A 23,863-nucleotide genomic window follows, 5' to 3' on the forward strand; every position below is an offset into this window, starting at 1 on the left:
CTCTATGTGAATGAGTCAGATGCTTGTCAAAAACTCAATCACTATTTTACCAAACAATCGCGGCTGTTCCACATGGACCGTATGTCCTGCTTTTGGAACAATCTCTATTCTACTAGAAGGAAGCATCTTATGCACCTCTTGATTGATGGCGCAAAATTTTTCGTCCCACTCCCCGCAGATCAGAAGCACAGGAACATCTATTTCCTCTACACGGTTCCACAAGGAAGGCTGTGAACCGGTGCCCATGCCGGTTAAACTGTTCGCAAGCCCAATCTTATTGTTCCGCAGACGGCCCGATCGTATCCTGTGCCGAATATCTTCAGCCAGCCTCTGCTGAGATGAAAACAAAGGGATATTCTCCCAATACGCAACAAATGCTTTGAGCCCGTCTCGTAAAATAAAATCAGCAAGCTTCCGGTCCCGCATGATTCGTTCCCGCCGTTCCCCAAGTGTTTTGAGCCCCGGCGTCGTGCTTTCAAGCACAAGTGCCGATACCCGCTCGGGATATGTCATCGCAAAAGAGTAAGCAAGCCTTCCTCCCATAGAATACCCAATCAATTTCACTTTGTGAAGTTTTAATTGATCAAAAATCTCGGCAAGGTCAGAAACTTGCCGGCTTGTGCTGTATCTTTTCCCATTCAGCGGGGCATCGGTTTCCCCATGCCCTAAACAATCAATTTTGATCAAGCGGGAATCAGGCAGCATCTCATCAAGAAAAGTCCATGATTGTTTGCTGCCGGTAAACCCATGCAGACAGACGACGGCTTCGGAAGCATTCGGCCCTTCGTCTGCCACTGCATATCGGACACCATCTGATACCGTTATGTTTACAGTTCCCATTGTTTTTTCACTTCCCGCACAGCCTCATTCAGCATATCGCGATGAAGCTGGACTCTTGATTGGCGATCCGTTTTGATTTCAATCAAATGGAGTCCGGGCTTGTCTGCCTGCGGCGCGTAAGCTGTTTTGAATTCATCCCAAGAAGCCGGGCATGAATACGTTCCGCCGTAAAGTGCAGCCGCATGCTTGAAATCGAGCCCTGTCGGTGTGCCGAACAAATCTTCAAAGTGTGTCTTCTCAGAAGCCTGCGGCAAAAAGGAGAAAATCCCTCCTCCGTCATTATTGACAAGAATCACAGTAAGAGGAATACCCAGCTTTTTGGCCGCCAGCAGGCCGTTTAAATCGTGATAAAAAGATAAATCTCCAATCACAAGGGTAACAGGCGCTTTTGTTCCTTCACATACCCCCATGGCAGAGGAGACGACACCGTCTATCCCGTTTGCTCCCCGGTTTGAATAAATCCGGAAAGGGCGGTCCTGCTTTTCAAAAAACGTATCAACATCCCTGATCGGCATGCTGTTGCCTACAAACAGCGAGCTGTTTTCAGGCACAAGATGCTGAAGGATTCGATAGAGATTGCCTTCAAACGAAACATCTTCACTGCTGATTGTTTGCAGGTGCTCGCGGAACCGCCCATTGACAAACTGCCACTTTTCCAGCCACTCTGAGGATCTGGTGGCAGCAGTAAGGCCTGCCATGATCTCCTCAGCAAAAACAGACGCATTACAATGAATCATATGCGCGCTTGCCTGTGTCGGGTCTCTCCACCCTCCATCCTCGTCAATCACGATTTGCTGAATCGCCGGATCATCTTTAAGCCATAAGAAAACCGGTTTTGAAACAGGCATCGGTCCAAACCGAATGACAACATCAGGACGAAGTTTCCGCTTCAGCTCATCATCTTTTAAAAACGAATCATACGCATCAATAACAGTGCTTTTATCATGAACACCATTCCGCAGATTAGACAGCGGATCCGCTAAAATTGGATACTGAAGCGCTTTTGACAGCTCAATAATGTTTTCCTTATCCGCATCACTATGGAGCTCTCCGCAGACAATCATTCCTTTTTCAGCCTCCGCGAGCATCTCAGCCACATCAGACAGGGACTCGCGGTCAACAGACTGCGTACCTGTTTTCACAGACACATGACGGCCTGTTCTCATTCTTCCAAACGGCTCATCTGAAAGATCCGGCATCAGCGGTTCGCGCAGCGGCACATTCACATGGACAGGCCCCATTGGGCGCTTTTGTGCTTCTCCGGCAGCGCGGCTTGCCAGCGTTCGGATGTATCTCAGCATTTGCGGAGACTCTTCAGGAAGAGCAGAGTCTGTGAAAAACTTAACAAAGTTACCGAATAAGAAGTGCTGATTAATAGCCTGCGGTGCGCCTACTTCGCGCAGCTCATGAGGCCGATCAGCAGTTAACACAATAATAGGCACCCTTGAATAATGGGCTTCAACCACAGCCGGATAAAAGTTGGCCGCGGCTGTTCCAGATGTACAGATCAATAGTACGGGACGCTGCTTCGCTTTTGCCAAACCTAAGGCAAAAAATCCGGCAGATCTTTCATCAATTTGGACATGGACGCTGATATCGGGATGCGCAGCACAAAGAACAGCCAGCGGTGTGGATCTTGAGCCCGGACAAACGACAGCGTCCGTAATTCCGGAAAGGGCGAATTCATCAATAAAACTTCCGATGTAATGAGTAATCGGGTTGACTGTCAACGCCTCTCACCTCCTAATGCAGAGATCATCGGCTTCAATTTAATCTGTGTTTCTTCATATTCCGAGATTGGTTCCGAGTCTTCCACAATACCGCACCCGGCAAACAGCCTTGCTGTGCTTCCTTCGATGAGCCCTGAACGAATGGCTACCGCGAATTCCCCGTTATCCTGGCTGTCAATCCAGCCGATAGGGGCCGCATACCAGCCGCGAGACATCGGTTCAATCTCCCTGATCACGTCAACAGCTTTTTCCTGAGGTGCTCCCCCAAGCGCCGGAGTGGGATGCAGCTTCTCAATTAAGTCAAAAATTGAAGCAGACTCGCGCAGCTGTCCGACAATCGGCGTAAACAGGTGCTGAACGCTTTTTGTTTTGTACAAAACAGGTCCATCAGGCTTTTCAACCTCTGAACAGCTTGATACAAAAGCATTATGAATCATACCTACCACAATATCATGCTCAAGCAGGTTTTTCTCATCGTTTAATAATTCAAGGCCTATCCGGCGGTCGTCTTCTTCATTCACGCCTCGTTTAATGGAGCCTGCCAGACAGGAAGACATGACAGTGCCGCCGTCTCTTTTGATCAGTCTTTCCGGAGACGCGCCGACAAAGGTTTTGCCATCTTGTTCAATTGCAAAAACATAGCTTGTCTGCTGATCGTCCAGAAGCGTTTTAAGCACCGGTTCAATTTGGATTGGACCGTCAAACGTGAGCAGCAGCTCTCGGGCAAGAACAACCTTATCATATTGTTTCTCTTTAATTTGGCTTGTGGCCGTTTCGATTGCTTTCAGCCAATCATCCTTATCCAGCTCTTCGGCTGCTGCAATCACAGCCTGATCTTCTTGCTTGAAATCGGGAACCATAAATTCCGTTGCAAAAGCTTTTAAGCCTTCTAAAACAGCTTCTGCGTCTTCTCCTCCGCTTACCCATCTGTTAACTGTTAAGAACGGGCCTTCAGCAGTCATCGTCAGCATAAGCGCAGGCACAAAGAAATCCCCTTCCGAGAAATGGTCCCATTGTGAACCTCTTTCTTCGCAAGGGTCAAAAGAAAATCCTCCGAATAACACAGGTCCCACTGCAGAATGCTGCAGCTTTTCTTCTTCATAAATATGAAAAGCCGTCTTTTTAAAGCGCTCCCATTGTTCAAAAACCTCACGATACCGCTCGCTGTTTTTTTGATTTGTCTGGAAAACCGCTTCTTTGCCAAGACCGACTATTGTCAATTCACTTTCAGGATCTGACCAAAAAAATCGATTGCCTGTATATTTTTTTGCTCCGTAATTGAAAAATGATAGAGGGTCAAGAGACTCGATTTGTCTCGAATAGCTTATTAAGACAGCATGGTTGACTTCTTTGGCTTTATGTAATGCATGTAGAACTTCCTTTCGGAACGTACGCTGCACCGTTGTCACCATGAGACATTCCTCCATAATCCTTAAAATGCTTTTAATACCATACACCTGTGTCTCCTTTGTGTCAAACACAGATCATGCAGTCCAAATGGCCTGCCTTACCTATTATAAACCTAATTTCAGAAATGAAAAAGAAACAAAGCTTAAATTTCTTTCTCCACTGATAGCAAAGGTTGTATCCGCTTACCATAAAAGGAAAACCTCCTATATTCCTCCACCCGGCATTTATGAAAGTTCTCAGGCGATCTGTTCATACTAAAGGTATGCATCACAGAGAAACGAGGCGATCACAGTTGCTTACGAAAGAACAGCTTCAGCATTTAAAAAATGAACTGGAACAAACGAAAAAAGATATCTTAAACCGTTTCAAAGACAATGACCATTTTCAGCTTAACTCAGCCTTTCCTTATGATTCGTGGGGTGAGCTTTCGGCATACGACAACCATCCCGGCGATCAGGCGACAGAACTTTACGAGCGTGAGAAAGACATCGCTCTAGACTTGCATGAGAGAGAGCACCTTCGGGACATTGAGCATTCATTGAAGGCGATAGAAAACGGTACGTATGGCATTTGTGAAGTCAGCGGAAAGGAAATCCCTTTCGAACGACTTGAAGCGCTTCCGACTGCCACAACCCTCGCGGAGTATTCGTCACAGGACGTGGTTTCCAAAGACCGTCCGATTGAAGAAGAAACACCATTCGGGCAATTTGAATTTGATGATGATGAAGAAATCAGAGCGCCATATGACAGTGAGGATTCCTATCAGGATGTCGAAAAATATGGTAACTCACAAACGCCGCAGGATATGGAAAACCCTCCGCTCAGCTATGATGATATGACGATGAATGCCGAAGAGAATATCGGCAATACGGAGTCTTACGAAAATTTCATCGCTACAGATATCACTGGAAAAGAAATTACCGTTTATCAAAGCAGAGCCCATGAGCGCTATGAAGAAGAACTTGACGAAGAGGGAATCATGACCACATTCGGCGATCTCCACGCTGATTGAACCCCCGATTATTGGGGGTTCTTTTCCGTTTTCAGCATATCGGAAATCAGCTTCAGATAATCCTTTTGCAGGCCAATATCATACCGCTCGCCCTCTAGCAATTTCCCGTATACAGTACATGCCCCGAGCGAAGCTTTTATCGCATCCGTTACCTGCACTTCTCCTCCGCTATCAGCTTCTAATGCCTCCAGCTCATTAAAAATATCCGGTGTGAAAATATAACGCCCTGCTGCGGCAAAATGAGACGGAGGGTTTTGTTTAGGCTTTTCCACAATATCCTGTATGCGATAAATCCCTTTTTCAACAGGCTCCCCTTTAATCACACCGTAATGATGTAAATCCTCCGTTTTTGTTTCTTTTAAGCCGATCACACTGGACTGATATTTCGTATACGCTTCAATCAGCTGTCCTAAAGCCGGCTGATTGGCGGAAAAAATCAGATCATCTGGCAAAACGACGGCAAAAGGCTCTTTGCCTGCAAATTGCTTTCCGAAAGAAATAGCGTCGCCAAGACCCTTTGCATAAGGCTGGCGCACATAGTGAATCCGTATATCCGGAATGGGATGCTCACTAAGCAAATGATGTTTATTCTTAGAGGCCAAAAAAGCCTCAAGTGCCAAAGAGGAATCAAAATAGTCGACAATCAGATTTTTATGGCTCGATACAACCATCAAAATGTCCTCAATGCCTGACTCCTTTAATTCTTCAACAAGATAATGAATCACAGGCTTAGATCCTACTGGAAACATTTCTTTCGGAATCACCTTCGTCACTGGCAGATTTCTCGTGCCGAATCCGCCTGCAGGAATGATCGCTTTTTTTATCATGTTATTTTCCCCTCAGCTCATGTTTATTACATGATATTCCAAGAGCGCATCCCGATGTTTGTACATCTGAAATTAGGCGGGAGCAACTGGGCAGAAAGCGGAATCACGAACCAGCCCTTTTTTAATAGGATATTGATATATGACCAGTAATCTTGTAAAGGAGCTCAGGTGATGAAAATTTGTGTGGTTGGCGCCGGGTATGTCGGTTTAACCCTATCAGCGGCACTGGCATCCATCGGACATGACATGATATGCACAGACAAAGACGTCAAAAAAATCGAGCAGCTGAAAAAAGGAGTCATTCCCTTTTACGAGCCTGGGCTTTCAGATGCAATACTTCGTTGCGGCAATCTCTCGTTTTCTTCTGAAGTGAAATCGAGCATGGAGGAATGTCCCGTTATTTTTATCGCAGTCGGAACTCCGCCGCGTTCGGACGGATCAGCTGATACGAAAGCCCTGGAGTCCGTCATCGGTGATTTAAGCAAGGCGATCCGATCGTATAAAACCATCATTACGAAAAGCACTGTTCCCCCCGGGACAAATGAAAACATAGCAAAACAGCTGATTGCCTCCGGAGTGTCTAAAAACCTCTTTAATATCGTATCCAATCCGGAGTTTCTGCGGGAAGGCAATGCCTTATATGACATGCTGCATCCTGACAAAACAGTCATCGGTGTTCAGGAAGAAGATCACGTATCGGCAGCCATCGTCAAATCCATTTACAAACACATTGATACCCCTTTTATCGTTACAAGCTTAGCGGGAGCAGAGCTGATCAAATATGCCAACAATTTCTTTTTAGCGGCCAAAATTTCGTTCATTAACGAAATGGCCCGCATATGTGAAGCCTATCAATCAGATATCTCAGATATTTCCCGCGCTATCGGTCTAGACCCAAGGATCGGGGAGCACTTTTTGCAGGCAGGCATCGGATACGGAGGCTCTTGTTTTCCAAAGGATCTGCAGGCGCTGCAATTTGCTGCCCAGGAAAAAAACACGGAGACCTTCCTGCTCCGGGCCGTGCAGCACATTAATGACACCCAGCTCGGCCTGTATATCAAAAAAATACAGTCATTCTTCAAAACACTTCAAGGCAAGAAAGCGGCTGTACTCGGCATTTCCTTCAAACCGAATACCGATGACATCAGGAATTCTCAGGCTGTCAGACTGATGGAAAGGCTGGCGGAGCTGGGATGTGATGTTCATGCATATGATCCTGAAGCTGTACTTCCAGAACATTTGCGGCAACATGTAACTCAGCATTCTCAAGCTTTTGATGCGATCGAAGAGAGTGACTTTTTATTTTTGGCGACAGAATGGCCTGAGTTTTTAGCGTTTGATTGGAAAAAGGCTGCAGTTATCATGAAAGGGCGTCTTGTGATTGACGGGCGCAACGTACTGAAAAAAGAACTGATCGAGGCTTGCGGCCTGATCTGTACGGGAGTTGGCCGTCCATGAAAATACTCGTCACAGGAGCAGCGGGCTTTATCGGCTCCCACCTCTGCGAAGAATTACTAAAAGATAAGAAACATAACATTATCGGAATCGATGACTTTATCGGTCCTACTCCATTTTCCTTGAAACTAAAAAACCTTAAAAACCTGCTGCCGGAAAAGCGATTTACGTTCATAAAGGAAAATCTGCTGACAGCGGATCTTGCTCCCTTACTAGAAGGAGTGGACGTCATCTTTCATTTGGCGGCCATACCTGGTGTCCGCTCAAGCTGGGGCAATCATTTTCACCCATATGCCGCACATAATATCCAAGCGCTCCAAAGGCTCCTCGAGGCGTGCCGGGAACATTCTATTCAAACGTTCGTCTTTGCATCCACCTCTTCCGTCTATGGCGAAAAACAAGGAAAAGTCAGCGAAAACACGTCGCTTTCTCCTTTATCTCCGTACGGGGTAACAAAGCTTACGGGAGAAAAGCTTTGCCATGTGTATCAACAGAGCTTTGGCATTCCAATTGTGATTCTCCGTTTTTTTACCGTATACGGGCCAAGACAACGGCCGGATATGGCTTTTCACCGACTCATTAAACAGCACCTTCAGCAAAAGCCGCTTACCATCTTCGGTGATGGGCAGCAGTCAAGAGATTTCACTTATATCAGCGACTGTGTCAAAGGCATCACCGCTGTTCTTGGGAAACCCCACCTTATTGGTGAAACAGTAAATATCGGCGGCGCAGAGCGTGCCTCAGTCTTAAAGGTTGTCTCCCTTATTGAGGATATTTCCGGTAGAAAAGCAACACTGCACTTTTCGGACAAAATAGCAGGGGAACCGAGCAACACGTGGGCGGATATTTCAAAAGCAAAACAGCTATTGCATTATAATCCCGCCACATCCTTAAAGGATGGCTTGACCAACGAAATCGCCTATTTATCGTCGCTGTATCAGGGGGAATAAAAATGAAGCTTGCCTTTATCTGTACAGAAAAGCTGCCGGCGCCCGCAGTACGCGGCGGCGCTATTCAAATGATGATTGACGGTGTCACGCCCTATTTCAGCAGCAGGTACGACCTAACCATTTTTTCAATAGAAGATCCATCTCTCCCAAAAAGAGAAACAAAAGACGGCGTACATTATATCCATCTGCCAAAAGAACATTACCGCGAGGCGGTAGCCGAAGAGCTGCGAGCCTCTTCCTTTGACCTCATTCATGTGTTCAATAGGCCTTTAAATGTCTCTTTATATAAAAAAGCCTCACCAAACAGCAAGATCGTTCTGAGCCTGCATAACGAAATGTTTTCTGAAAAAAAGATGACCTTCGCGCAAGGAAAAGAAGTACTCGACAATGTCTCCATGATCACAACTGTGAGCGAATTTATTAAACAAACCGTCATTGAACGTTTCCCTGAAGCCGAGGACATCACAAAAGTTGTGTATTCCGGCGTTGATTTAAACTCTTATCCGCCCGTCTGGACGATGAAAGGCTCGGCTGTCAGAAAAACATACCGGAAAAAATACGGTATTGAAGATAAAAAAGTTATTTTATTCGCCGGCCGCTTAAGCCCGACAAAAGGACCTCACCTTCTCATTCACAGCATGAGAAGGATTTTGCAGCAGCACCCTGATGCAGTACTGGTCATAGCAGGCGGGAAGTGGTTCAGCGATGACAGCGAAAACCAATATGTAACCTATCTGCGCACGCTGGCCCTGCCATACAGAGACCACATAATCTTTACAAAATTCATTCCCGCAGACGACATCCCAAACCTATTTCTGATGGCAGATGTATTTGTGTGCAGCTCTCAGTGGAACGAACCCCTCGCCCGTGTGAATTATGAAGCAATGGCGGCCGGCACGCCCTTAATTACCACAAACCGGGGCGGAAACGGAGAAGTCGTAAAAGACGAAGTCACCGGTCTTGTCATCGACAGATACAACAAACCTTCTTCATTTGCAAAAGCAATTGACAGAGCCTTTACAGATCAAGAATTAATGAACAAAATGACAAAAAACGCCCGAAAGCATGTAGAAGCTTTATTTACCTTTACCCATGCGGCCAAAAGGCTCAATACTGTTTACCAATCCGTTCTGACCCCGAAAAACAAACAATTTCCGCCGCCTTTTCTGACGCAAAATTTTGATTTATCATCTATCAATCAGCTTTTTGTGAAAGCAAAAACATAAAACCTACAGCTCGTGTTGCAAAACGGGCTGTTTTTTTGCTGCAGAAAACATGAAAAAAGGCATAAATGTGACTTTATGCCTTGCGCTTTACGGTTTGAGAAAACCATGGAGCTGGTTTAGATTCACTTGGAAGAATGATGATTTCCACTTTAGCTTCTTCCGCTAAGTCTGGTTCTTCATCTTCATCTTCATCCTCTTCTTCATATGGGGGCACTGAGCGTTTCGAATCATGCTCCTCCTCAGGCTCTAGAGTGGTTTCGAATTTTGTTTCTTCTTCATCATCGACGATTTTGTGATCTGTTTCCTTTTCCTTCGTTTCTTCTTGATATTCTTTCGGTGCATTGATGTGAGGGAGCTCTCGAATGCTGCCCACATCTAAATGCTTCTCCTCTTCTTCCTTCTCAGCTGAGATTGAGTCATGAGCCTGCCATCCCATTGGTCCAGGCGGTGTAAATACGAATTGGTCGAGATCCAGTTTAGAAATAGAAGCTTTTTGTCTCGATGACCTCATGTCAATTCGCCTCCCGATACGCTTTTATCTTTTTATACAGTTCCGGCAGTTTATCCAAAAACGAATCTTTAGATTCTTCAACAGAAATCATGTTTTGCAGCGCCCAGTTATACTTCTCATCTGACCACGTTTTCTTTTGCTTCAAATAATATTTGTGCCCGATTGCACAAAACAAATGCGGAAACGCGAGATCAATCCAAAGTACCTCGTACTGTTTTTCTGTGAGCGGATACACTGCGTCGTAGGACGCGAGCAGTGCAACCATGAAATCAGTATCCCATACAGAAAGCTTAACCATCACTTTATTCAGCAGAATACGAAGGTCTCTTGACGGCAAATCGTAGGTAATCGAGTGAAGCTCCTTTAAAAAAGGCTCCCCTTCGATCTCTGTCAAACGTGCCAATGTAAAATCCTGAAAACAGAATCCGCCATGCTCGAGCGTTTCTTTTGTCCAGGTTTCGTATTCTGAGTCATCAAGCGCCTGAAGAGCTTCTTTTCCTCTTGCCAGCATTTTATCAGCATGTTTTAAGAAAGTTTGCGAAAATACGTCATCAGGATAGGATGCTGCGATCTGCATATTCCCCTCCAGTTCCTGCAGCTTCCAACGGTACAATTTGTGCCATTTTCCCAACCGGCTTCTCTTCTTGCTTTCATCTGTGCAAACATATCCTTTTGAGTCATGATGAAAATGACCGACAAACGACATGACTTTTTTCATTTGCTCTGCATCATAGTAAATCATTTCTTTTCCTGTCACTTTGTCATATAAGCTGTAAGAAACCTGATCCGTGCCCAAGCAGCTACCGCCATTTTTTGTTTGATGAATCGGTGCTATCGGCAGCCCTTTCTCTTGTAAATGGGCATGTGCCTGAGTGATAAAAAGCATCCGCTCCGGTTTCATTTGCGCTTCTTTTAGCAGCTTTGGGCCATGATCAGTTTGTATTTCCCAGATTTTGCGCCCGCTTTTGTTCGATTTCAGCGCCACATTGTCAATATGAAAAGGATAATAGCTGAGAATTTCGGACACAATCTGTTCTTCATGCTCTTTTTGGTACACTCTGTTCACCCCTTCTATCTGTTCTTTTCATAGACGCTGAGCAGATTTTCAGCCACCCTCTGCCAGCCAAAATTGCTTTCTGCCTCACGGCGGCTGTATTTCCCAAGCCGTTCCCGCTTTTCCGAGCTGCTCAGCAAATCATTGATATGTTCGGCATATTGTTTAGGATTTTCAAAGTCATGAATGATGTAGCCGTTTTTCCCTTCCTCTATGACCTCTGGATTGCCTCCCCGATTGCTTGTAATAATAGGAAGTCCCGCAGCCATCGCTTCATAATGCACCCTTGCTAAAGGCTCCTGCCATTGCGAAGAGCATACAAATACATCTGACATGGTATAAAGGCGCGGAATGTCCTTTGGCTTCACAAATTGAATAAATGTGACATGATCCTTTTGCATCGCACCAAGGGTATGAAGATGTTTGACATAGTTATTTAATTCATTATCTCCGAACCATTTTGACCCGATAAACACCATCATGACATCGGGGTGCTCCTCAATGATGTCCGGCAAAGCCTGCAATAATATGTGCGGGCCTTTGACTTTGCTAAGCCGGCCAACAAACAAGACGATTTTTTTGCCGTGAAGCCCCAGCTCGCTTCGCATCTCTTCGCGAGCCCGCTGCCCTTCATTCGTCCAGCGAGGGTGGTACGTTTTTAAATCCACACCGGAATACACCGTTTTTGTTTTTGATCGTGCTGACGGAAAACGGCTTGTGATCGTCTGTCCGATATAATCGCTGACCGTAACAATCTGCGCTACGGAGTCGATGCAAATCTCGCCTTCCGCCTGGCTGATTTTATCGTAAGCGAACATTTCATTGTGAACGCTTAAAATAAAAACAGCATCCGGCGCCTGTTTCTTCAATTTCGGAACCCAGCTTGGGCGATTACAAACATGCACAAGATTAAAACGGCTCTTTTTCAGCTCTGCTCCAACGGCTTCTTCATAACGGTCTTCATCCAAATGCACATAATGGACACCGTCTACCTTCTCTCTATCAGCGAGATTCGGATCTTTAATAGAAAACACAGTCACCTCATGTTTTTTGGCAATTAAAGGGGCAACCGCTTCGAGGTAGATTTGAATGGCGCCTCCTCGAACCGATGGGACAGGAAGCTTCTCTGTGGCGATCAGTGCTATTTTCATACATAGCCTCCATTCCTGCATGATTTTTAACTAGTTAGAATCATGATACGGCTGAACAACCAACTTGTGCGGAATGGGACTGCCCTAAAAACAAAACGGGTAAACAACCAGATTCATCTATTAAATATAGTCAAATAACTCAATCATTTTTTCCTTTTGATTCATAAGGTAGGAGTAAAACAGGTAAGGATGTGTCCTTTAATGGCAGAAAACCATGAAGTCATTGAGGAGGGGAATTCATCAGAGCTTCCTTTATCAGCAGAAGATGCAAAAAAATTAACGGAGCTGGCTGAAAATGTGCTTCAAGGATGGGATGTGCAGACTGAAAAAATAGACGTCATTCAGGGAAACCAGATGGCGCTTGTCTGGAAGGTCCACACAGACTCCGGCGCAGTTTGTCTAAAACGAATACACAGGCCAGAAAAGAAAGCGTTGTTTTCCATTTTCGCGCAGGACTATTTGGCGAAAAAAGGCATGAATGTTCCTGGCATACTCCCAAACAAAAAAGGCAGCCTATATTCCAAGCACGGCTCATTTCTATTTGTCGTATATGACTGGATCGAAGGAAGACCGTTTGAGCTGACTGTAAAGCAGGACTTGGAGTTTATCATGAAAGGCCTTGCTGATTTTCATACAGCGTCCGTCGGATATCAGCCGCCAAATGGCGTTCCCGTATTTACCAAATTAGGTCGCTGGCCGAATCACTATACGAAACGGTGCAAACAGATGGAAACGTGGAAGCTGATGGCGGAGGCGGAAAAAGAAGATCCTTTCTCACAGCTTTATCTTCAGGAGATAGATGGCTTTATTGAAGACGGGCTGCGCATCAAAGACCGGCTTTTGCAGTCGACCTATGTTCCATGGACTGAACAGCTGAAAAAAAGCCCTAACCTTTGCCACCAGGATTACGGAACCGGAAATACACTCTTAGGGGAAAATGAACAGATTTGGGTCATTGACTTAGATACCGTTTCATTTGATCTGCCTATTCGCGATTTGCGCAAAATGATTATTCCGCTTTTGGATACGACGGGCGTATGGGATGAAGAAACATTTCATGTCATGCTGAACGCATACGAATCCAGAGCCCCATTAACTGAAGAACAAAAACAAGTCATGTTTATTGATATGCTTTTTCCTTACGAGCTTTACGATGTCATTCGCGAAAAATACGTCCGCAAGTCTGCTTTACCGAAGGAAGAATTAGAATCAGCTTTTGAATATGAACGCATTAAAGCAAACGCATTGCAGCAGCTTATTTAAGACCATCATTTCCCCCGCATATCGGGGGTTTGATCTTTATAAGATAAAGGGTAAATAAATACATGCGGAGGTTGCAAATATGAAAAAGATTGTCGGCGCTTTAGCCGTTTTTGTGATTACATATGCGCTGTTTTCAGCCGCAGGCTACCTGTTTCCTGTGGACCAAGAATGGTACAATTCATTGAAAAAACCGGACTGGACACCAAGCGGAACTGCGATCGGCATCATTTGGGCCATCCTGTTTGCCCTGATCTCCCTTTCAGCAGCCATTGTATATGTTGCGTTTTCATTTAAAGGTGCGAAAAGCTTTTGGTTTACACTTTTGATAAATTACGTGCTCAATCAAGCATTCAGCTATTTCCAGTTTACGCAAAAAAATCTGCTGGCTGCATCGCTTGACTGCCTGCTTGTCGCCATCACAGCAATCGTATTACTGATCATTGCCAAAAAATACAGCAGAGCCGCAAGCTATCTTCTTTTGCCTTATTTTTTATGGAGTGCATTTGCGACGTTCTTATCCTTTACAATCAATTCAATGAATCTGTGAACAAAAAAGCCGCTTATACAGCGGCTTTTTCACATCATCGGCTTGATGCCCCAAATGTCCTTCGCATATTCCCGGATCGTGCGGTCGCTGGAGAAATATCCAGAATGAGCAATGTTTACAATAGAACGCTCAGACCATTTCCTTCGCTCTCGATAATCAGCTTGAATTCGCTCCTGCGCATCTGCATATGAGCTGAAATCCTTCAGCACAAAATACTCATCATTATGCGGAAGCAGCGAGTCAAAGATCGATTCAAATTCATCTGCTTCTCCTTCAAAAAAACCATTGATCAGCTGATCCGCTACCTGCCTGATTCTCCTGTCATGCTGATAATATTCCCTCGATCTATAGCCGCCGTTTTCCTGATACGATAGAACCTCATCCGCCTTTAAGCCGAACGTGTAAATACAGTCAGGGCCCACCCGCTCAAGGATCTCGATATTTGCGCCGTCATGCGTGCCGATGGTCAAAGCCCCGTTCATCATAAACTTCATATTCCCTGTACCAGACGCTTCCTTGCTTGCGGTTGAAATTTGCTCACTTACGTCTGATGCCGGAAAAATTCGCTCAGCCATAGAAACTCTATAATTTTCTAAAAAAACAACTTTGATCAGCTGTTTGACCGCCGGATCATAATTGACTTTTTCTGCGACAGAATGGATCAGCTTAATGATTTTCTTGGCATAATAATAGCTTGGTGAAGCCTTTGCCCCGAAAATAAAGGTTTGCGGGTAGATTGAAAACCCAGCGTCCTCCTTGAGGCGGTTATACAAATACATAATGTGAAGAACATTCAGCAGCTGCCGTTTATATGCATGGAGCCGTTTCACCTGTACATCAAATATGCTGTCAGGGTTCACAACCACCCCGGCCGTGCAAAAAATCAAATCGGCAAGCTCTTGTTTTTTCTTGCTTTTGTTGTTTTGAAACTGTTCAATAAATGCAGGATCAGAGGCGTACGGTTCTAAACGGATCAGTGATTCCGGCTGTTTGACCCATTCATCGCCGATCGCCTCTGTAATGATGGCAGACAAGCCTGGATTCGCTTTTAACAGCCAGCGCCTGTGGGCAATTCCATTCGTCTTATTGTTAAAACGATTCGGGAACAGCAAGTGAAAGTCGCGCATCTCCCTTTCCTTTAATATATCGGAATGAATTTTTGCAACGCCATTTACACTGTAGCTGCCTACTATGGCCAGATGAGCCATTTTGACAACACCATGCGCTGTAATCGCCATGTCCTCTATCCTTTTCCAGTCTCCCGGATACTTTTCCCAAACTGCACGGCAAAACCTCTCATTGATCTCTTCAATAATCATGTACATTCGCGGGAGCAGCGGCTTAAACAAATGAATCGGCCATTTCTCGAGCGCTTCTGACAATGTTGTATGATTTGTATAAGAAATCGTATGTACAGTGATATGCCAAGCTTCTTCCCAGCTCATGTTCTCTTCATCGAGCAAAATCCGCATCAGCTCGGGCACCGCAAGCGCAGGGTGAGTGTCATTAATATGAATGCTCACTTTTTTATGCAGGCCGGATAAAGATTTATGTGTTTTACGGTAATTGTTCACAATGCTTTTTAAGCTTGCGCATACTAAAAAATACTGCTGCTTCAACCGTAAAATTTTCCCCTCATCATGGGTGTCATCGGGATATAAGAATTCAGAAACCGCTTCTGTTTCCCGCTTATAAGACAAAATATTACCGCCGTGATAATGCGCATAGGGCTCGGCGTTCCAAAGCCTTAACGTGTTGACAGTGCCCGTTTCATAGCCGATGATCGGGATATCATAAGGAACAGCGGTAACAATTGTCGCTTGTTCGTGGCGAAAATGCAGGCGCCCGCTTTTTTCTGTCATATAGACTTCGCCCCAAAACGGCACGTCCACTGCTTGATCTGCATTCCTTACTTCCCATACGTTCCCGTTTTTCAGCCATTGCTCAGGCAGCTCCACTTGATGCCCGTCTACAATTTTTTGCTCAAACAAACCATGCTTATAACGTATGCCCATGCCGTGCCCAGGCAGGTTCAACGAAGCAAGCGAATCTAAAAAGCAAGCAGCCAAGCGGCCAAGCCCGCCGTTGCCGAGACCTGCATCGTTCTCTATCTGAAGGATCTCCTCTAAATTGATGCCGATTTCCTTTAAACCAGCTTCTACAACATCACGAACACCAAGATTCATTAAGTTTTGCTCAAGGAGCTGACCGAGCAGAAATTCGATTGATAAATAATATGTCTGCTTCCCGGAATTTGATCTACTTTTTTCATTCGTCTCGATCCAATCAGCGCTGATATACTCTCTGACCATATTGCCCAACGTTTTATATTGATCCAGCTTGGCAGAATCTTTAAAGCTTTTTCCGCACGTCATTTCCAGACGCTTTAAAAATAAGTCTGCAAAGCGTTCTTTACTCGAGAACATCCCGTCCACTCCTTGTCACCTGCTCGAAAATACGCTGATACTCTTTAGCCGACTTCCCCCAGCTGTAATCTGCATTCATTGCGGTCTTCACGATGCTCTTCCATACATCCTGTTGGCGATAAAACGACAGCGCTCGTTCAATCGTAAATTTCAGATCATGCGCATTAAAGGCGGAAAACGTAAAGCCATTGCCCGTTCCCTCTTCCTCCTGATAGGCACGAACAGTGTCGTATAGACCCCCCGTTTCCCTGACAATCGGAATGGCGCCATATTGAAGAGCAATGAGCTGCCCCAAACCGCACGGCTCAAATTTCGACGGCATTAAAAACATATCAGAGCCCGCATAAATTTGATGAGCTAGCGGCTCATCAAACCCGATATAAGCCCGGCACTTCTCATGAAAAGCAAATTCTGCATACCGGAAATAATCTTCAAATTCACGTTCTCCTGTGCCCAGCACAACCAGCTGTATGTCTTGCTCCTCAAGAAGTTCGTGCATAATTCTGCGGACAAGATCAAGCCCCTTTTGTTTAGTGAGCCTTGTCACCATACTGATCAGCGGAATATCGTTTTTCTCTGGAAGCCCCATCCGCCGCTGAAGCTTCGTTTTGTTTTCCAACTTGCATGCAAGATCCCCTGAATCGTATTGCGCCTCTATATAAGGATCGCTTTTCGGCTGATAGAACGTATCATCAATGCCATTTAATATGCCGGTTACATCATTTTCCCTATATTGCAAAACCTGTTCCAACTGCTCACCATAATACGGAGTCAATATTTCATTTCTGTAAGTGGGGCTCACAGTTGTCACATGATCAGCCGCAATGATGCCCCCCTTCATAAAATTAACAAATCCGTTGCATTCTAACCTTTCATAATGAAAATGATCCATCTCAAGACCCAGCAAGTCATGTGTGACATCAGGAGGGAATATGCCTTGAAACTGCAGGTTGTGAATCGTGAGCACGCTTTTCATCCGTTCATAAAAAGGATGTTTTCTGTACTCCTCTTTCAGCAAATAATTGACCATCGCTGTATGCCAATCGTGAGTATGAACAATATCGGCTGGAACATTCACAACTTTGGCAGCCTCCAGCACAGCTCTTGAAAAAAAGGCAAACCGCTCACCGTCATCATAATGCCCGTACAACGAATCCCTGTTGAAATAGTACTCATTGTCGATGAAGTAATAATTCACATCATCTTTGGCCATATGTTCAATTCCGCAATATTGCTGACGCCAGCCGACAGCTACCGTACACTCAGCCTTTTTTTTCATACGCTTTTTCCACGGTTCAGGTATTTGGCTGTACTTCGGCAGCATCACAGCTACTTCATTGCCTAATCGTGCAAGTGCCTTTGGCAGAGCACCTGCTACATCGGCAAGACCTCCTGATTTAACAAATGGGGTGCATTCTGACACAGCAAATAATATCTTCAAGAATTCATCAGCTCTCCTTGCACCAAACCTTTTCTTAATACAAGCGGCTGCTCAGCTGTTCCTGCAGCTTCCGTCGCCTTGCCGATTTTAACGTCCTTATCCGAAATGACCTGCTCAAGAAGACAATCCTCGCCAATCTGCGTTTTTTGCATAATAATACAGTTTTTCAGCTTCGTACCCTTTCCGACATGGACCGCCCTGAACAAAATGCAGTTTTCAACCTCTCCTTCAAGCACACAGCCGTTTGCCACCAAAGAGTTTTTGACAGTGCTGTGCTTTCCGTATTTCGTAGGCGGCTCATCCTTCACTTTTGTATAGATCGGCTGCTGCGGCAAAAACACCTGCTGCCAAAAACGAGGCTGAATGAGCTCCATACTGTGGGTATAATATTTTTCCACCGAATCAATGACAGCGGCATAACCTGAATATTCATATGGGCAAATGGTCAGGGCGGAAGATTCCTTTTCAACAGCCTCCTGAATGGTTTTATAGCCTTTTTCGCTATGTCCGTAGATCAGATCCTTTAAAAGCGTTGTTGACATGATATAGATTTGCAGCGACTGGCCGTCCTGAAATACCTCGGTGACGTCGCAGCCAACCTCCTGATGGCGTTTCAGCACATATTGAAATTGAATGTTGCATACGGTATGGCTGTTGGAGATAACAGCATATTGCTGCGTGCTTCTGTGGAAGTAATCTAGATGGTCCGAAAACTGGCGAAAGGACCCGAATTCATCGTATTCGTGATGAAGATGGGGAGACGGGAAAAAAAAGAGGCCGTCCTTTTTCCGGTGCAAATCCCATTCCTTACCCGCTCCAAGGTGATCCATGAGCGAACGGTAACGATACTTCGGAAAAATTGCAACACTCCTAATATCCGCATTCACCATGTTGGAAAGCATAAAATCAATCAGACGGTACCTGCCGGCAAAAGGGATCGCCCCGAGCGACCGCTGTGCTGTTAAATCCTGAAGAGAATGCTTATATGTGGTTTCATCTATAACACCTAACATTTGATTATTGAACACTGACTCTGCCCCCTCTTCAGTAATTAAATCAATTCTTTTTCTACAAATTCCTCTGAAACGAGCAGCACCTCTTCAATGTCTTTTTCGGAGCGAATCACTGCGCCATCCGGCAGCACCATCCCATTAGGAACGATGGCATTTTCAATGACTACATGCTCCCCAATCGTCACATCCGGCATTATGACGGATGATGTAACAGTCGTATGCTTACCGACAGTCACACCTTGAAAAAGAACGGAGTGAGACACATTTCCATATACAACACAACCTTCGTTCACAAGCGAGTCTTGAACCTGCGCATCAGATGAAATAAATTGCGGAGGCTGATTTGGATTGACGGAGTAAATTTTCCATTTGCGTTCAAACAGCTTCAGCTCCGAGTCCTCTTTTAACAAATCCATATTGGCTTCCCACAAGCTCTGCACCGTTCCGACATCCTTCCAATATCCCTTGAACGGATAAGCAGAAAGCTTCTTTTTCTCCTCCAAAAGCAGAGGAATAATGTCTTTGCCGAAGTCGTGGCTAGAATAAGGGTTTTGATCGTCCATCTCAAGATACTGTTTCAAAAGCGGCCAATTGAATATATAAATTCCCATTGAGGCAAGATTGCTCTTAGGGAATTTGGGCTTTTCATCAAAATGTGTGATCGTCCCATCTGGATTGGCCTTCATGATGCCGAACCGGCTTGCTTCCTCCCAGCCCACTTCGATGACAGAGATGGTCACATCTGCTTTCTTTTCAATGTGATAATCAAGCATTTTGCCGTAGTCCATTTTGTATATGTGATCTCCTGATAAAATCAGTACATACTCAGGATCATACTGATTCAAATAATTGAGATTTTCATAAATGGCGCTTGCCGTCCCTTTATACCATTTGACTTCTGATGACTCGGCATAAGGGGGTAAAACCGTCACGCCGCCATTATATCTATCCAGGTCCCATGCACTGCCGATCCCAATATAGGAATTCAGCTCAAGCGGCTGATATTGCGTTAAAATCCCGACTGTGTCTATGCCTGAATTAGAACAGTTGCTTAGGGTAAAATCAATAATCCTGTATTTTCCCCCGAAAGATACAGCCGGTTTGGCCATATTTTTTGTTAATCCGCTGAGACGGCTGCCCTTCCCGCCGGCAAGGAGCATGGCTACACATTGTTTTTTCATCTTTTTATCTCTCCTCTTTTTTTAACCGCCCGTAAAATCGAGATGCCGTAAGGGGGGATGGTCATCGTGATATAACACGGTTTATGATGAAGTGCTCCCTTTTTAGCCGATAACGGCTTTTTGTTGATTTGCCCTGAGCCTCCATATGTTTCACTGTCACTGTTAAGCACTTCAATGTATTGAGTAAAAAAAGGAACTCCAACATCATATTGATGATAGACCACGGGTGTAAAATTACAAATGATGACAAGCGCCTCACCGTGCTTTTTGCCATAACGAATAAAAGAAAAGATTGATTGTTCGTCATTATGGACATCAATCCATTCAAACGATTGTGCACGATGGTCATGCTCATAAAGGATTTTGCTTTTTTGGTAAAAGCGGAGAAGATCTTGCGTAAAAACGCTGGCTTTCTGATGCATGGGGAAGGAGTCCAAAAACCAATCAAGCTGTTCTGTATCTTTCCATTCATCAAATTGGGCAAACTCTGATCCCATAAAGATCAATTTCTTTCCGGGATGCACTGTCATATAGCCCAGCAAAAGCCGATACTGGGCAAATTTCTGCCAGTAGTCGCCAGGCATTTTATTAAGAAGTGATTTTTTTCCGTATACGACTTCATCATGAGAAAACGGCAATACAAAATGCTCACTAAACGCATATAGTAATGAAAAAGAGATAAGCTGATGACAATGCCGCCTTTCTTCGGGCGGCGTCTCCATGTATTTCAGTACGTCATTCATCCATCCCATATTCCATTTATAATGAAAACCAAGCCCCCCTTCCTCAACGGCACCTGTCACTTGAGGCCATTCTGTAGAATCTTCCGCAATCATCATCACATGGGGATATGCCTCTCTCATGGTTTGATTGAGTTTTTTTAAAAAATCAACAGCATATGGATTCGTGTGGCGTTCATCCTGATTTGGCCAATACAAGATATTAGCCACTGCATCAACCCTAAATCCATCTATATGATAGAATTCCGCCCAGTACAACGCATTCGAAATTAAAAAACTATGAACTTCCGGTTTTCCCAGGTCAAAGTTTGCCGTGCCCCATAACCAGTTCTCCCGATCACGTTCTTCTTTGTATTCATAAAGCGGTTCTCCATCAAACATATAGAGTCCATGTGCATCTTTACAAAAATGTCCGGGGACCCAATCCAAAATGACTCCGATATTTTGTTGATGACATTCATCAACAAACTTCATCAGATCATGCGGCGTGCCAAACCTGCTTGTCGGGCTGTAATACCCCGTTCCTTGGTACCCCCATGAACGATCATATGGATGCTCATACACCGGAAGCAGTTCAATATGGGTAAACCCATGCTCCTTGATATAAGGGATAAGCGTCTGACTTAATTCTTTATAGGAATAATGCCTGCCATCAGAATGCTTCTTCCAAGACCCAAGATGCAGTTCATAAATGAAAACAGGTTTTTCATACAGCATCTTAGCCTTCTGTTTTTTTTGCCATTTTTGATCTTGCCAGCTATACCCTTCCAAATTGTAAGTAAGTGACGCTGTGTTTGGTCTGACTTCTGAATAAATAGCGTATGGATCTGCCTTCAGCCTGATCTCACCGTTATTCGTCACGATTTCATATTTATATCGTTCCTTTTCTCCTATACCTGGAATAAATAACGTCCAAATGCCATTATCATTCACTCTGTGCATCACATGCTCTTCTCCAGACCAGCTGTTAAAATCTCCAGCCACTCGTACTTCCGACGCATGAGGCGCCCACACACAGAATTCATATCCGCTTTTGCCATTCAGCTCACGGTAATGCGAGCCAAACAGCTGATAGCTTTTAAACAGACTGCCTTCGTGAAAAAGATAAACATCATGTGCTGTCGGGCTGGCAGCGGCCATGTAATCATCCTTTCTGACATCATAGTTTTCATTTATAGTATTTATTCGAAGAAATAAAAAAAAGCCCTTTCCTGAAAGCGCTTATACTTATAGACAATTAACTTCATTTTCTGAAGAAAAACGAAATATATGGAGATTTTTGTAGTCTGTTTTTAAAATAAAGAACAAAATCTAAGACATATCATGATTTAGAAAACAAAAAAACCTTGCAGGATATGCAAGGCTTCTGGATGACCCGTACGGGATTCGAACCCGTGTTACCGCCGTGAAAGGGCGGTGTCTTAACCGCTTGACCAACGGGCCGATAATTATTATATCTGTAATCATATGGCGGAGAAGGAGGGATTTGAACCCTCGCGCCGCTTACACGACCTACACCCTTAGCAGGGGCGCCTCTTCAGCCACTTGAGTACTTCTCCATTTGGCTCCACAGGCAGGATTCGAACCTGCGACCGATCGGTTAACAGCCGATAGCTCTACCACTGAGCTACTGTGGAATACAAAAGTCATGGTGGGCCTGAATGGACTCGAACCATCGACCTCACGCTTATCAGGCGTGCGCTCTAACCAGCTGAGCTACAGGCCCATGACGATATAGAAATGGAGCGGGTGATGGGAATCGAACCCACGACATCAGCTTGGAAGGCTGAGGTTTTACCACTAAACTACACCCGCAATTTTTATTTGGGGCGATTGATGGGAATCGAACCCACGAATGCCAGAGCCACAATCTGGTGCGTTAACCACTTCGCCACAACCGCCAAAATATAATGATAAATGGTGGCTCGGGACGGAATCGAACCGCCGACACACGGATTTTCAGTCCGTTGCTCTACCAACTGAGCTACCGAGCCTAAGTATTTAAATGGCGGTCCGGACGGGACTCGAACCCGCGACCTCCTGCGTGACAGGCAGGCATTCTAACCAACTGAACTACCGGACCATTTTAAAATTTGGTTGCGGGGGCAGGATTTGAACCTGCGACCTTCGGGTTATGAGCCCGACGAGCTACCGAACTGCTCCACCCCGCGATGATTAGGAATATGTATGGCGGAGGAAGAGGGATTCGAACCCCCGCGGGCTTTGACACCCCTGTCGGTTTTCAAGACCGATCCCTTCAGCCAGACTTGGGTATTCCTCCGTATAGTGGTGGACCTTGTAGGACTCGAACCTACGACCGGACGGTTATGAGCCGTCTGCTCTAACCAACTGAGCTAAAGGTCCATTGGTAGCGGCGGAGGGGATCGAACCCCCGACCTCACGGGTATGAACCGTACGCTCTAGCCAGCTGAGCTACACCGCCAAATATTTTTTGAAACCAAGTGGAGCCTAGCGGGATCGAACCGCTGACCTCCTGCGTGCAAAGCAGGCGCTCTCCCAGCTGAGCTAAGGCCCCAAGAATGGTCGGGAAGACAGGATTCGAACCTGCGACCCCATGGTCCCAAACCATGTGCTCTACCAAGCTGAGCTACTTCCCGATTTCATATAGATCATGGCGCGCCCGAGAGGAGTCGAACCCCTAACCTTTTGATCCGTAGTCAAACGCTCTATCCAATTGAGCTACGGGCGCAAAACTTAATGCCGAGGGCCGGACTTGAACCGGCACGGTAGTCACCTACCGCAGGATTTTAAGTCCTGTGTGTCTGCCAATTCCACCACCCCGGCGTGGATGGTATAGTTGGAGCGGAAGACGGGATTCGAACCCGCGACCCCCACCTTGGCAAGGTGGTGTTCTACCACTGAACTACTTCCGCAGAAATGGTGCGGATGAAGGGACTTGAACCCCCACGTCTGTAAAGACACTAGAGCCTGATTCTAGCGCGTCTGCCAATTCCGCCACATCCGCAACATGTAAATGGTGAGCCATGAAGGACTCGAACCTTCGACCCTCTGATTAAAAGTCAGATGCTCTACCAACTGAGCTAATGGCTCTTCTTACAAGAGAC

The 23,863-nt window shown here is 45.3% G+C and carries 18 protein-coding genes and 19 tRNA genes; 6 read left to right on the plus strand and 31 right to left on the minus strand.

The window, feature by feature from the left end:
- Positions 1–15: 15 nt before the first annotated feature.
- The 3 genes from menH to AC0OMA_RS15460 are packed head-to-tail and all read right to left on the minus strand — an operon-like array spanning position 16 to position 3,982.
- Positions 16–840, minus strand: coding sequence for a 2-succinyl-6-hydroxy-2,4-cyclohexadiene-1-carboxylate synthase (gene menH, locus AC0OMA_RS15450; RefSeq protein WP_181220063.1), 825 nt, complete (start codon positions 838–840; stop codon positions 16–18).
- Positions 828–2,570, minus strand: a complete 1,743-nt coding sequence (gene menD, locus AC0OMA_RS15455) for a 2-succinyl-5-enolpyruvyl-6-hydroxy-3-cyclohexene-1-carboxylic-acid synthase (protein WP_474222235.1) — start codon at positions 2,568–2,570, stop codon at positions 828–830. The genes menH and menD overlap by 13 nt, the downstream gene beginning before the upstream one ends.
- Complete coding sequence (locus AC0OMA_RS15460) at positions 2,567–3,982, minus strand: isochorismate synthase (RefSeq protein WP_100506412.1); 1,416 nt, start codon at positions 3,980–3,982, stop codon at positions 2,567–2,569. The genes menD and AC0OMA_RS15460 overlap by 4 nt, the downstream gene beginning before the upstream one ends.
- A gap of 290 nt (positions 3,983–4,272) precedes the next feature.
- On the opposite strand from AC0OMA_RS15460, the gene AC0OMA_RS15465 reads away from it, so the two are divergent.
- The gene (locus tag AC0OMA_RS15465) at positions 4,273–4,992 is read left to right on the plus strand and encodes a yteA family sporulation protein (RefSeq protein ID WP_003229046.1); all 720 of its coding nucleotides are present in this window, start codon (positions 4,273–4,275) and stop codon (positions 4,990–4,992) included.
- 8 nt (positions 4,993–5,000) lie between these two features.
- On the opposite strand, the gene AC0OMA_RS15470 is transcribed toward AC0OMA_RS15465, so the two are convergent.
- Positions 5,001–5,819: a UTP--glucose-1-phosphate uridylyltransferase gene (locus AC0OMA_RS15470; protein WP_474222236.1), complete on the minus strand. Its 819-nt coding sequence runs from the start codon at positions 5,817–5,819 to the stop codon at positions 5,001–5,003.
- A gap of 171 nt (positions 5,820–5,990) precedes the next feature.
- On the opposite strand from AC0OMA_RS15470, the gene AC0OMA_RS15475 reads away from it, so the two are divergent.
- From AC0OMA_RS15475 to AC0OMA_RS15485, 3 genes are read left to right on the plus strand one after another with little or no spacing between them, the layout of a single operon-like run.
- Positions 5,991–7,277, plus strand: coding sequence for a UDP-glucose dehydrogenase family protein (locus AC0OMA_RS15475; protein ID WP_474222237.1), 1,287 nt, complete (start codon positions 5,991–5,993; stop codon positions 7,275–7,277).
- The gene (locus AC0OMA_RS15480; RefSeq protein WP_063335742.1) at positions 7,274–8,224 is read left to right on the plus strand and encodes an NAD-dependent epimerase/dehydratase family protein; all 951 of its coding nucleotides are present in this window, start codon (positions 7,274–7,276) and stop codon (positions 8,222–8,224) included. The genes AC0OMA_RS15475 and AC0OMA_RS15480 overlap by 4 nt, the downstream gene beginning before the upstream one ends.
- 2 nt (positions 8,225–8,226) lie before the next feature.
- Positions 8,227–9,450, plus strand: coding sequence for a glycosyltransferase family 4 protein (locus tag AC0OMA_RS15485; RefSeq protein WP_474222238.1), 1,224 nt, complete (start codon positions 8,227–8,229; stop codon positions 9,448–9,450).
- Positions 9,451–9,523: 73 nt separating this feature from the next.
- On the opposite strand, the gene AC0OMA_RS15490 is transcribed toward AC0OMA_RS15485, so the two are convergent.
- The 3 genes from AC0OMA_RS15490 to cotSA are packed head-to-tail and all read right to left on the minus strand — an operon-like array spanning position 9,524 to position 12,166.
- Positions 9,524–9,961 (minus strand): hypothetical protein, encoded by a 438-nt coding sequence (locus AC0OMA_RS15490; protein WP_063335741.1) that lies wholly within the window; start codon positions 9,959–9,961, stop codon positions 9,524–9,526.
- Position 9,962: 1 nt separating this feature from the next.
- Positions 9,963–11,018 carry a spore coat putative kinase CotS gene (cotS, locus tag AC0OMA_RS15495; protein ID WP_015384458.1) on the minus strand — a complete coding sequence of 352 codons (1,056 nt, stop codon included), beginning with the start codon at positions 11,016–11,018 and terminating at the stop codon, positions 9,963–9,965.
- Between the two features lie 14 nt (positions 11,019–11,032).
- Complete coding sequence (gene cotSA / locus AC0OMA_RS15500; RefSeq protein WP_474222239.1) at positions 11,033–12,166, minus strand: spore coat protein CotSA; 1,134 nt, start codon at positions 12,164–12,166, stop codon at positions 11,033–11,035.
- 189 nt (positions 12,167–12,355) lie between these two features.
- On the opposite strand from cotSA, the gene cotI reads away from it, so the two are divergent.
- Both cotI and AC0OMA_RS15510 read left to right on the plus strand, forming a co-directional pair.
- A complete protein-coding gene (cotI, locus tag AC0OMA_RS15505) occupies positions 12,356–13,429 on the plus strand; it encodes a spore coat kinase CotI (protein ID WP_080030688.1) in 1,074 nt (357 codons plus the stop codon).
- Positions 13,430–13,508: 79 nt separating this feature from the next.
- Complete coding sequence (locus AC0OMA_RS15510; protein ID WP_474222240.1) at positions 13,509–13,976, plus strand: TspO/MBR family protein; 468 nt, start codon at positions 13,509–13,511, stop codon at positions 13,974–13,976.
- Positions 13,977–14,005: 29 nt separating this feature from the next.
- Here AC0OMA_RS15510 and glgP read toward each other — a convergent pair whose 3' ends face one another.
- The 24 genes from glgP to AC0OMA_RS15630 all read right to left on the minus strand — a co-directional run bounded on the left by glgP (position 14,006) and on the right by AC0OMA_RS15630 (position 23,849).
- Positions 14,006–16,402, minus strand: coding sequence for a glycogen phosphorylase GlgP (glgP, locus tag AC0OMA_RS15515; protein ID WP_474222241.1), 2,397 nt, complete (start codon positions 16,400–16,402; stop codon positions 14,006–14,008).
- Positions 16,389–17,843 (minus strand): glycogen synthase GlgA, encoded by a 1,455-nt coding sequence (gene glgA, locus AC0OMA_RS15520; protein WP_474222242.1) that lies wholly within the window; start codon positions 17,841–17,843, stop codon positions 16,389–16,391. The genes glgP and glgA overlap by 14 nt, the downstream gene beginning before the upstream one ends.
- Positions 17,840–18,871: a glucose-1-phosphate adenylyltransferase subunit GlgD gene (gene glgD, locus AC0OMA_RS15525; RefSeq protein WP_004398841.1), complete on the minus strand. Its 1,032-nt coding sequence runs from the start codon at positions 18,869–18,871 to the stop codon at positions 17,840–17,842. The genes glgA and glgD overlap by 4 nt, the downstream gene beginning before the upstream one ends.
- Before the next feature lie 23 nt (positions 18,872–18,894).
- Positions 18,895–20,037 (minus strand): glucose-1-phosphate adenylyltransferase, encoded by a 1,143-nt coding sequence (locus AC0OMA_RS15530; RefSeq protein WP_003229018.1) that lies wholly within the window; start codon positions 20,035–20,037, stop codon positions 18,895–18,897.
- Positions 20,034–21,917, minus strand: a complete 1,884-nt coding sequence (gene glgB / locus AC0OMA_RS15535; RefSeq protein WP_047183080.1) for a 1,4-alpha-glucan branching enzyme — start codon at positions 21,915–21,917, stop codon at positions 20,034–20,036. Before glgB ends, AC0OMA_RS15530 begins: the two co-directional genes overlap by 4 nt.
- Before the next feature lie 231 nt (positions 21,918–22,148).
- Positions 22,149–22,220, minus strand: a tRNA-Glu gene (locus AC0OMA_RS15540).
- Positions 22,221–22,245: 25 nt separating this feature from the next.
- Positions 22,246–22,336, minus strand: a tRNA-Ser gene (locus AC0OMA_RS15545).
- A 3-nt stretch (positions 22,337–22,339) separates the two neighbouring features.
- A tRNA-Asn gene (locus AC0OMA_RS15550) sits at positions 22,340–22,414 on the minus strand.
- Positions 22,415–22,426: 12 nt separating this feature from the next.
- A tRNA-Ile gene (locus tag AC0OMA_RS15555) sits at positions 22,427–22,503 on the minus strand.
- Between the two features lie 15 nt (positions 22,504–22,518).
- Positions 22,519–22,592: transfer RNA gene (locus AC0OMA_RS15560), tRNA-Gly, on the minus strand.
- Between the two features lie 10 nt (positions 22,593–22,602).
- A tRNA-His gene (locus AC0OMA_RS15565) sits at positions 22,603–22,678 on the minus strand.
- 17 nt (positions 22,679–22,695) lie between these two features.
- Positions 22,696–22,771 (minus strand) — tRNA-Phe (locus tag AC0OMA_RS15570).
- Between the two features lie 12 nt (positions 22,772–22,783).
- A tRNA-Asp gene (locus AC0OMA_RS15575) sits at positions 22,784–22,860 on the minus strand.
- 11 nt (positions 22,861–22,871) lie between these two features.
- Positions 22,872–22,948 (minus strand) — tRNA-Met (locus AC0OMA_RS15580).
- 17 nt (positions 22,949–22,965) lie between these two features.
- Positions 22,966–23,058, minus strand: a tRNA-Ser gene (locus tag AC0OMA_RS15585).
- 6 nt (positions 23,059–23,064) lie between these two features.
- Positions 23,065–23,141 (minus strand) — tRNA-Ile (locus tag AC0OMA_RS15590).
- Between the two features lie 2 nt (positions 23,142–23,143).
- Positions 23,144–23,220 (minus strand) — tRNA-Met (locus tag AC0OMA_RS15595).
- Between the two features lie 20 nt (positions 23,221–23,240).
- Positions 23,241–23,313, minus strand: a tRNA-Ala gene (locus AC0OMA_RS15600).
- Positions 23,314–23,318: 5 nt separating this feature from the next.
- Positions 23,319–23,395 (minus strand) — tRNA-Pro (locus tag AC0OMA_RS15605).
- Between the two features lie 15 nt (positions 23,396–23,410).
- Positions 23,411–23,487 (minus strand) — tRNA-Arg (locus AC0OMA_RS15610).
- A 9-nt stretch (positions 23,488–23,496) separates the two neighbouring features.
- Positions 23,497–23,582: transfer RNA gene (locus tag AC0OMA_RS15615), tRNA-Leu, on the minus strand.
- Positions 23,583–23,596: 14 nt separating this feature from the next.
- A tRNA-Gly gene (locus AC0OMA_RS15620) sits at positions 23,597–23,671 on the minus strand.
- A gap of 5 nt (positions 23,672–23,676) precedes the next feature.
- Positions 23,677–23,763 (minus strand) — tRNA-Leu (locus AC0OMA_RS15625).
- Positions 23,764–23,773: 10 nt separating this feature from the next.
- Positions 23,774–23,849, minus strand: a tRNA-Lys gene (locus AC0OMA_RS15630).
- Between the last annotated feature and the right edge of the window lie 14 nt (positions 23,850–23,863).

This window comes from Bacillus sp. AMCV2 (genome assembly GCF_056033925.1).

Excerpts from the sequence above, each read along its gene's own strand:
- menH (WP_181220063.1), bottom strand. The coding sequence starts at position 840 with ATGGGAACTGTAAACATAACGGTATCAGATGGTGTCCGATATGCAGTG.
- AC0OMA_RS15460 (WP_100506412.1), bottom strand. The coding sequence starts at position 3,982 with ATGGTGACAACGGTGCAGCGTACGTTCCGAAAGGAAGTTCTACATGCA.
- AC0OMA_RS15470 (WP_474222236.1), bottom strand. The coding sequence starts at position 5,819 with ATGATAAAAAAAGCGATCATTCCTGCAGGCGGATTCGGCACGAGAAAT.
- AC0OMA_RS15475 (WP_474222237.1), top strand. The coding sequence starts at position 5,991 with ATGAAAATTTGTGTGGTTGGCGCCGGGTATGTCGGTTTAACCCTATCA.
- AC0OMA_RS15480 (WP_063335742.1), top strand. The coding sequence starts at position 7,274 with ATGAAAATACTCGTCACAGGAGCAGCGGGCTTTATCGGCTCCCACCTC.
- AC0OMA_RS15485 (WP_474222238.1), top strand. The coding sequence starts at position 8,227 with ATGAAGCTTGCCTTTATCTGTACAGAAAAGCTGCCGGCGCCCGCAGTA.
- AC0OMA_RS15490 (WP_063335741.1), bottom strand. The coding sequence starts at position 9,961 with ATGAGGTCATCGAGACAAAAAGCTTCTATTTCTAAACTGGATCTCGAC.
- cotSA (WP_474222239.1), bottom strand. The coding sequence starts at position 12,166 with ATGAAAATAGCACTGATCGCCACAGAGAAGCTTCCTGTCCCATCGGTT.
- cotI (WP_080030688.1), top strand. The coding sequence starts at position 12,356 with ATGTGTCCTTTAATGGCAGAAAACCATGAAGTCATTGAGGAGGGGAAT.
- AC0OMA_RS15510 (WP_474222240.1), top strand. The coding sequence starts at position 13,509 with ATGAAAAAGATTGTCGGCGCTTTAGCCGTTTTTGTGATTACATATGCG.
- glgP (WP_474222241.1), bottom strand. The coding sequence starts at position 16,402 with ATGTTCTCGAGTAAAGAACGCTTTGCAGACTTATTTTTAAAGCGTCTG.
- AC0OMA_RS15530 (WP_003229018.1), bottom strand. The coding sequence starts at position 20,037 with ATGAAAAAACAATGTGTAGCCATGCTCCTTGCCGGCGGGAAGGGCAGC.
- glgB (WP_047183080.1), bottom strand. The coding sequence starts at position 21,917 with ATGGCCGCTGCCAGCCCGACAGCACATGATGTTTATCTTTTTCACGAA.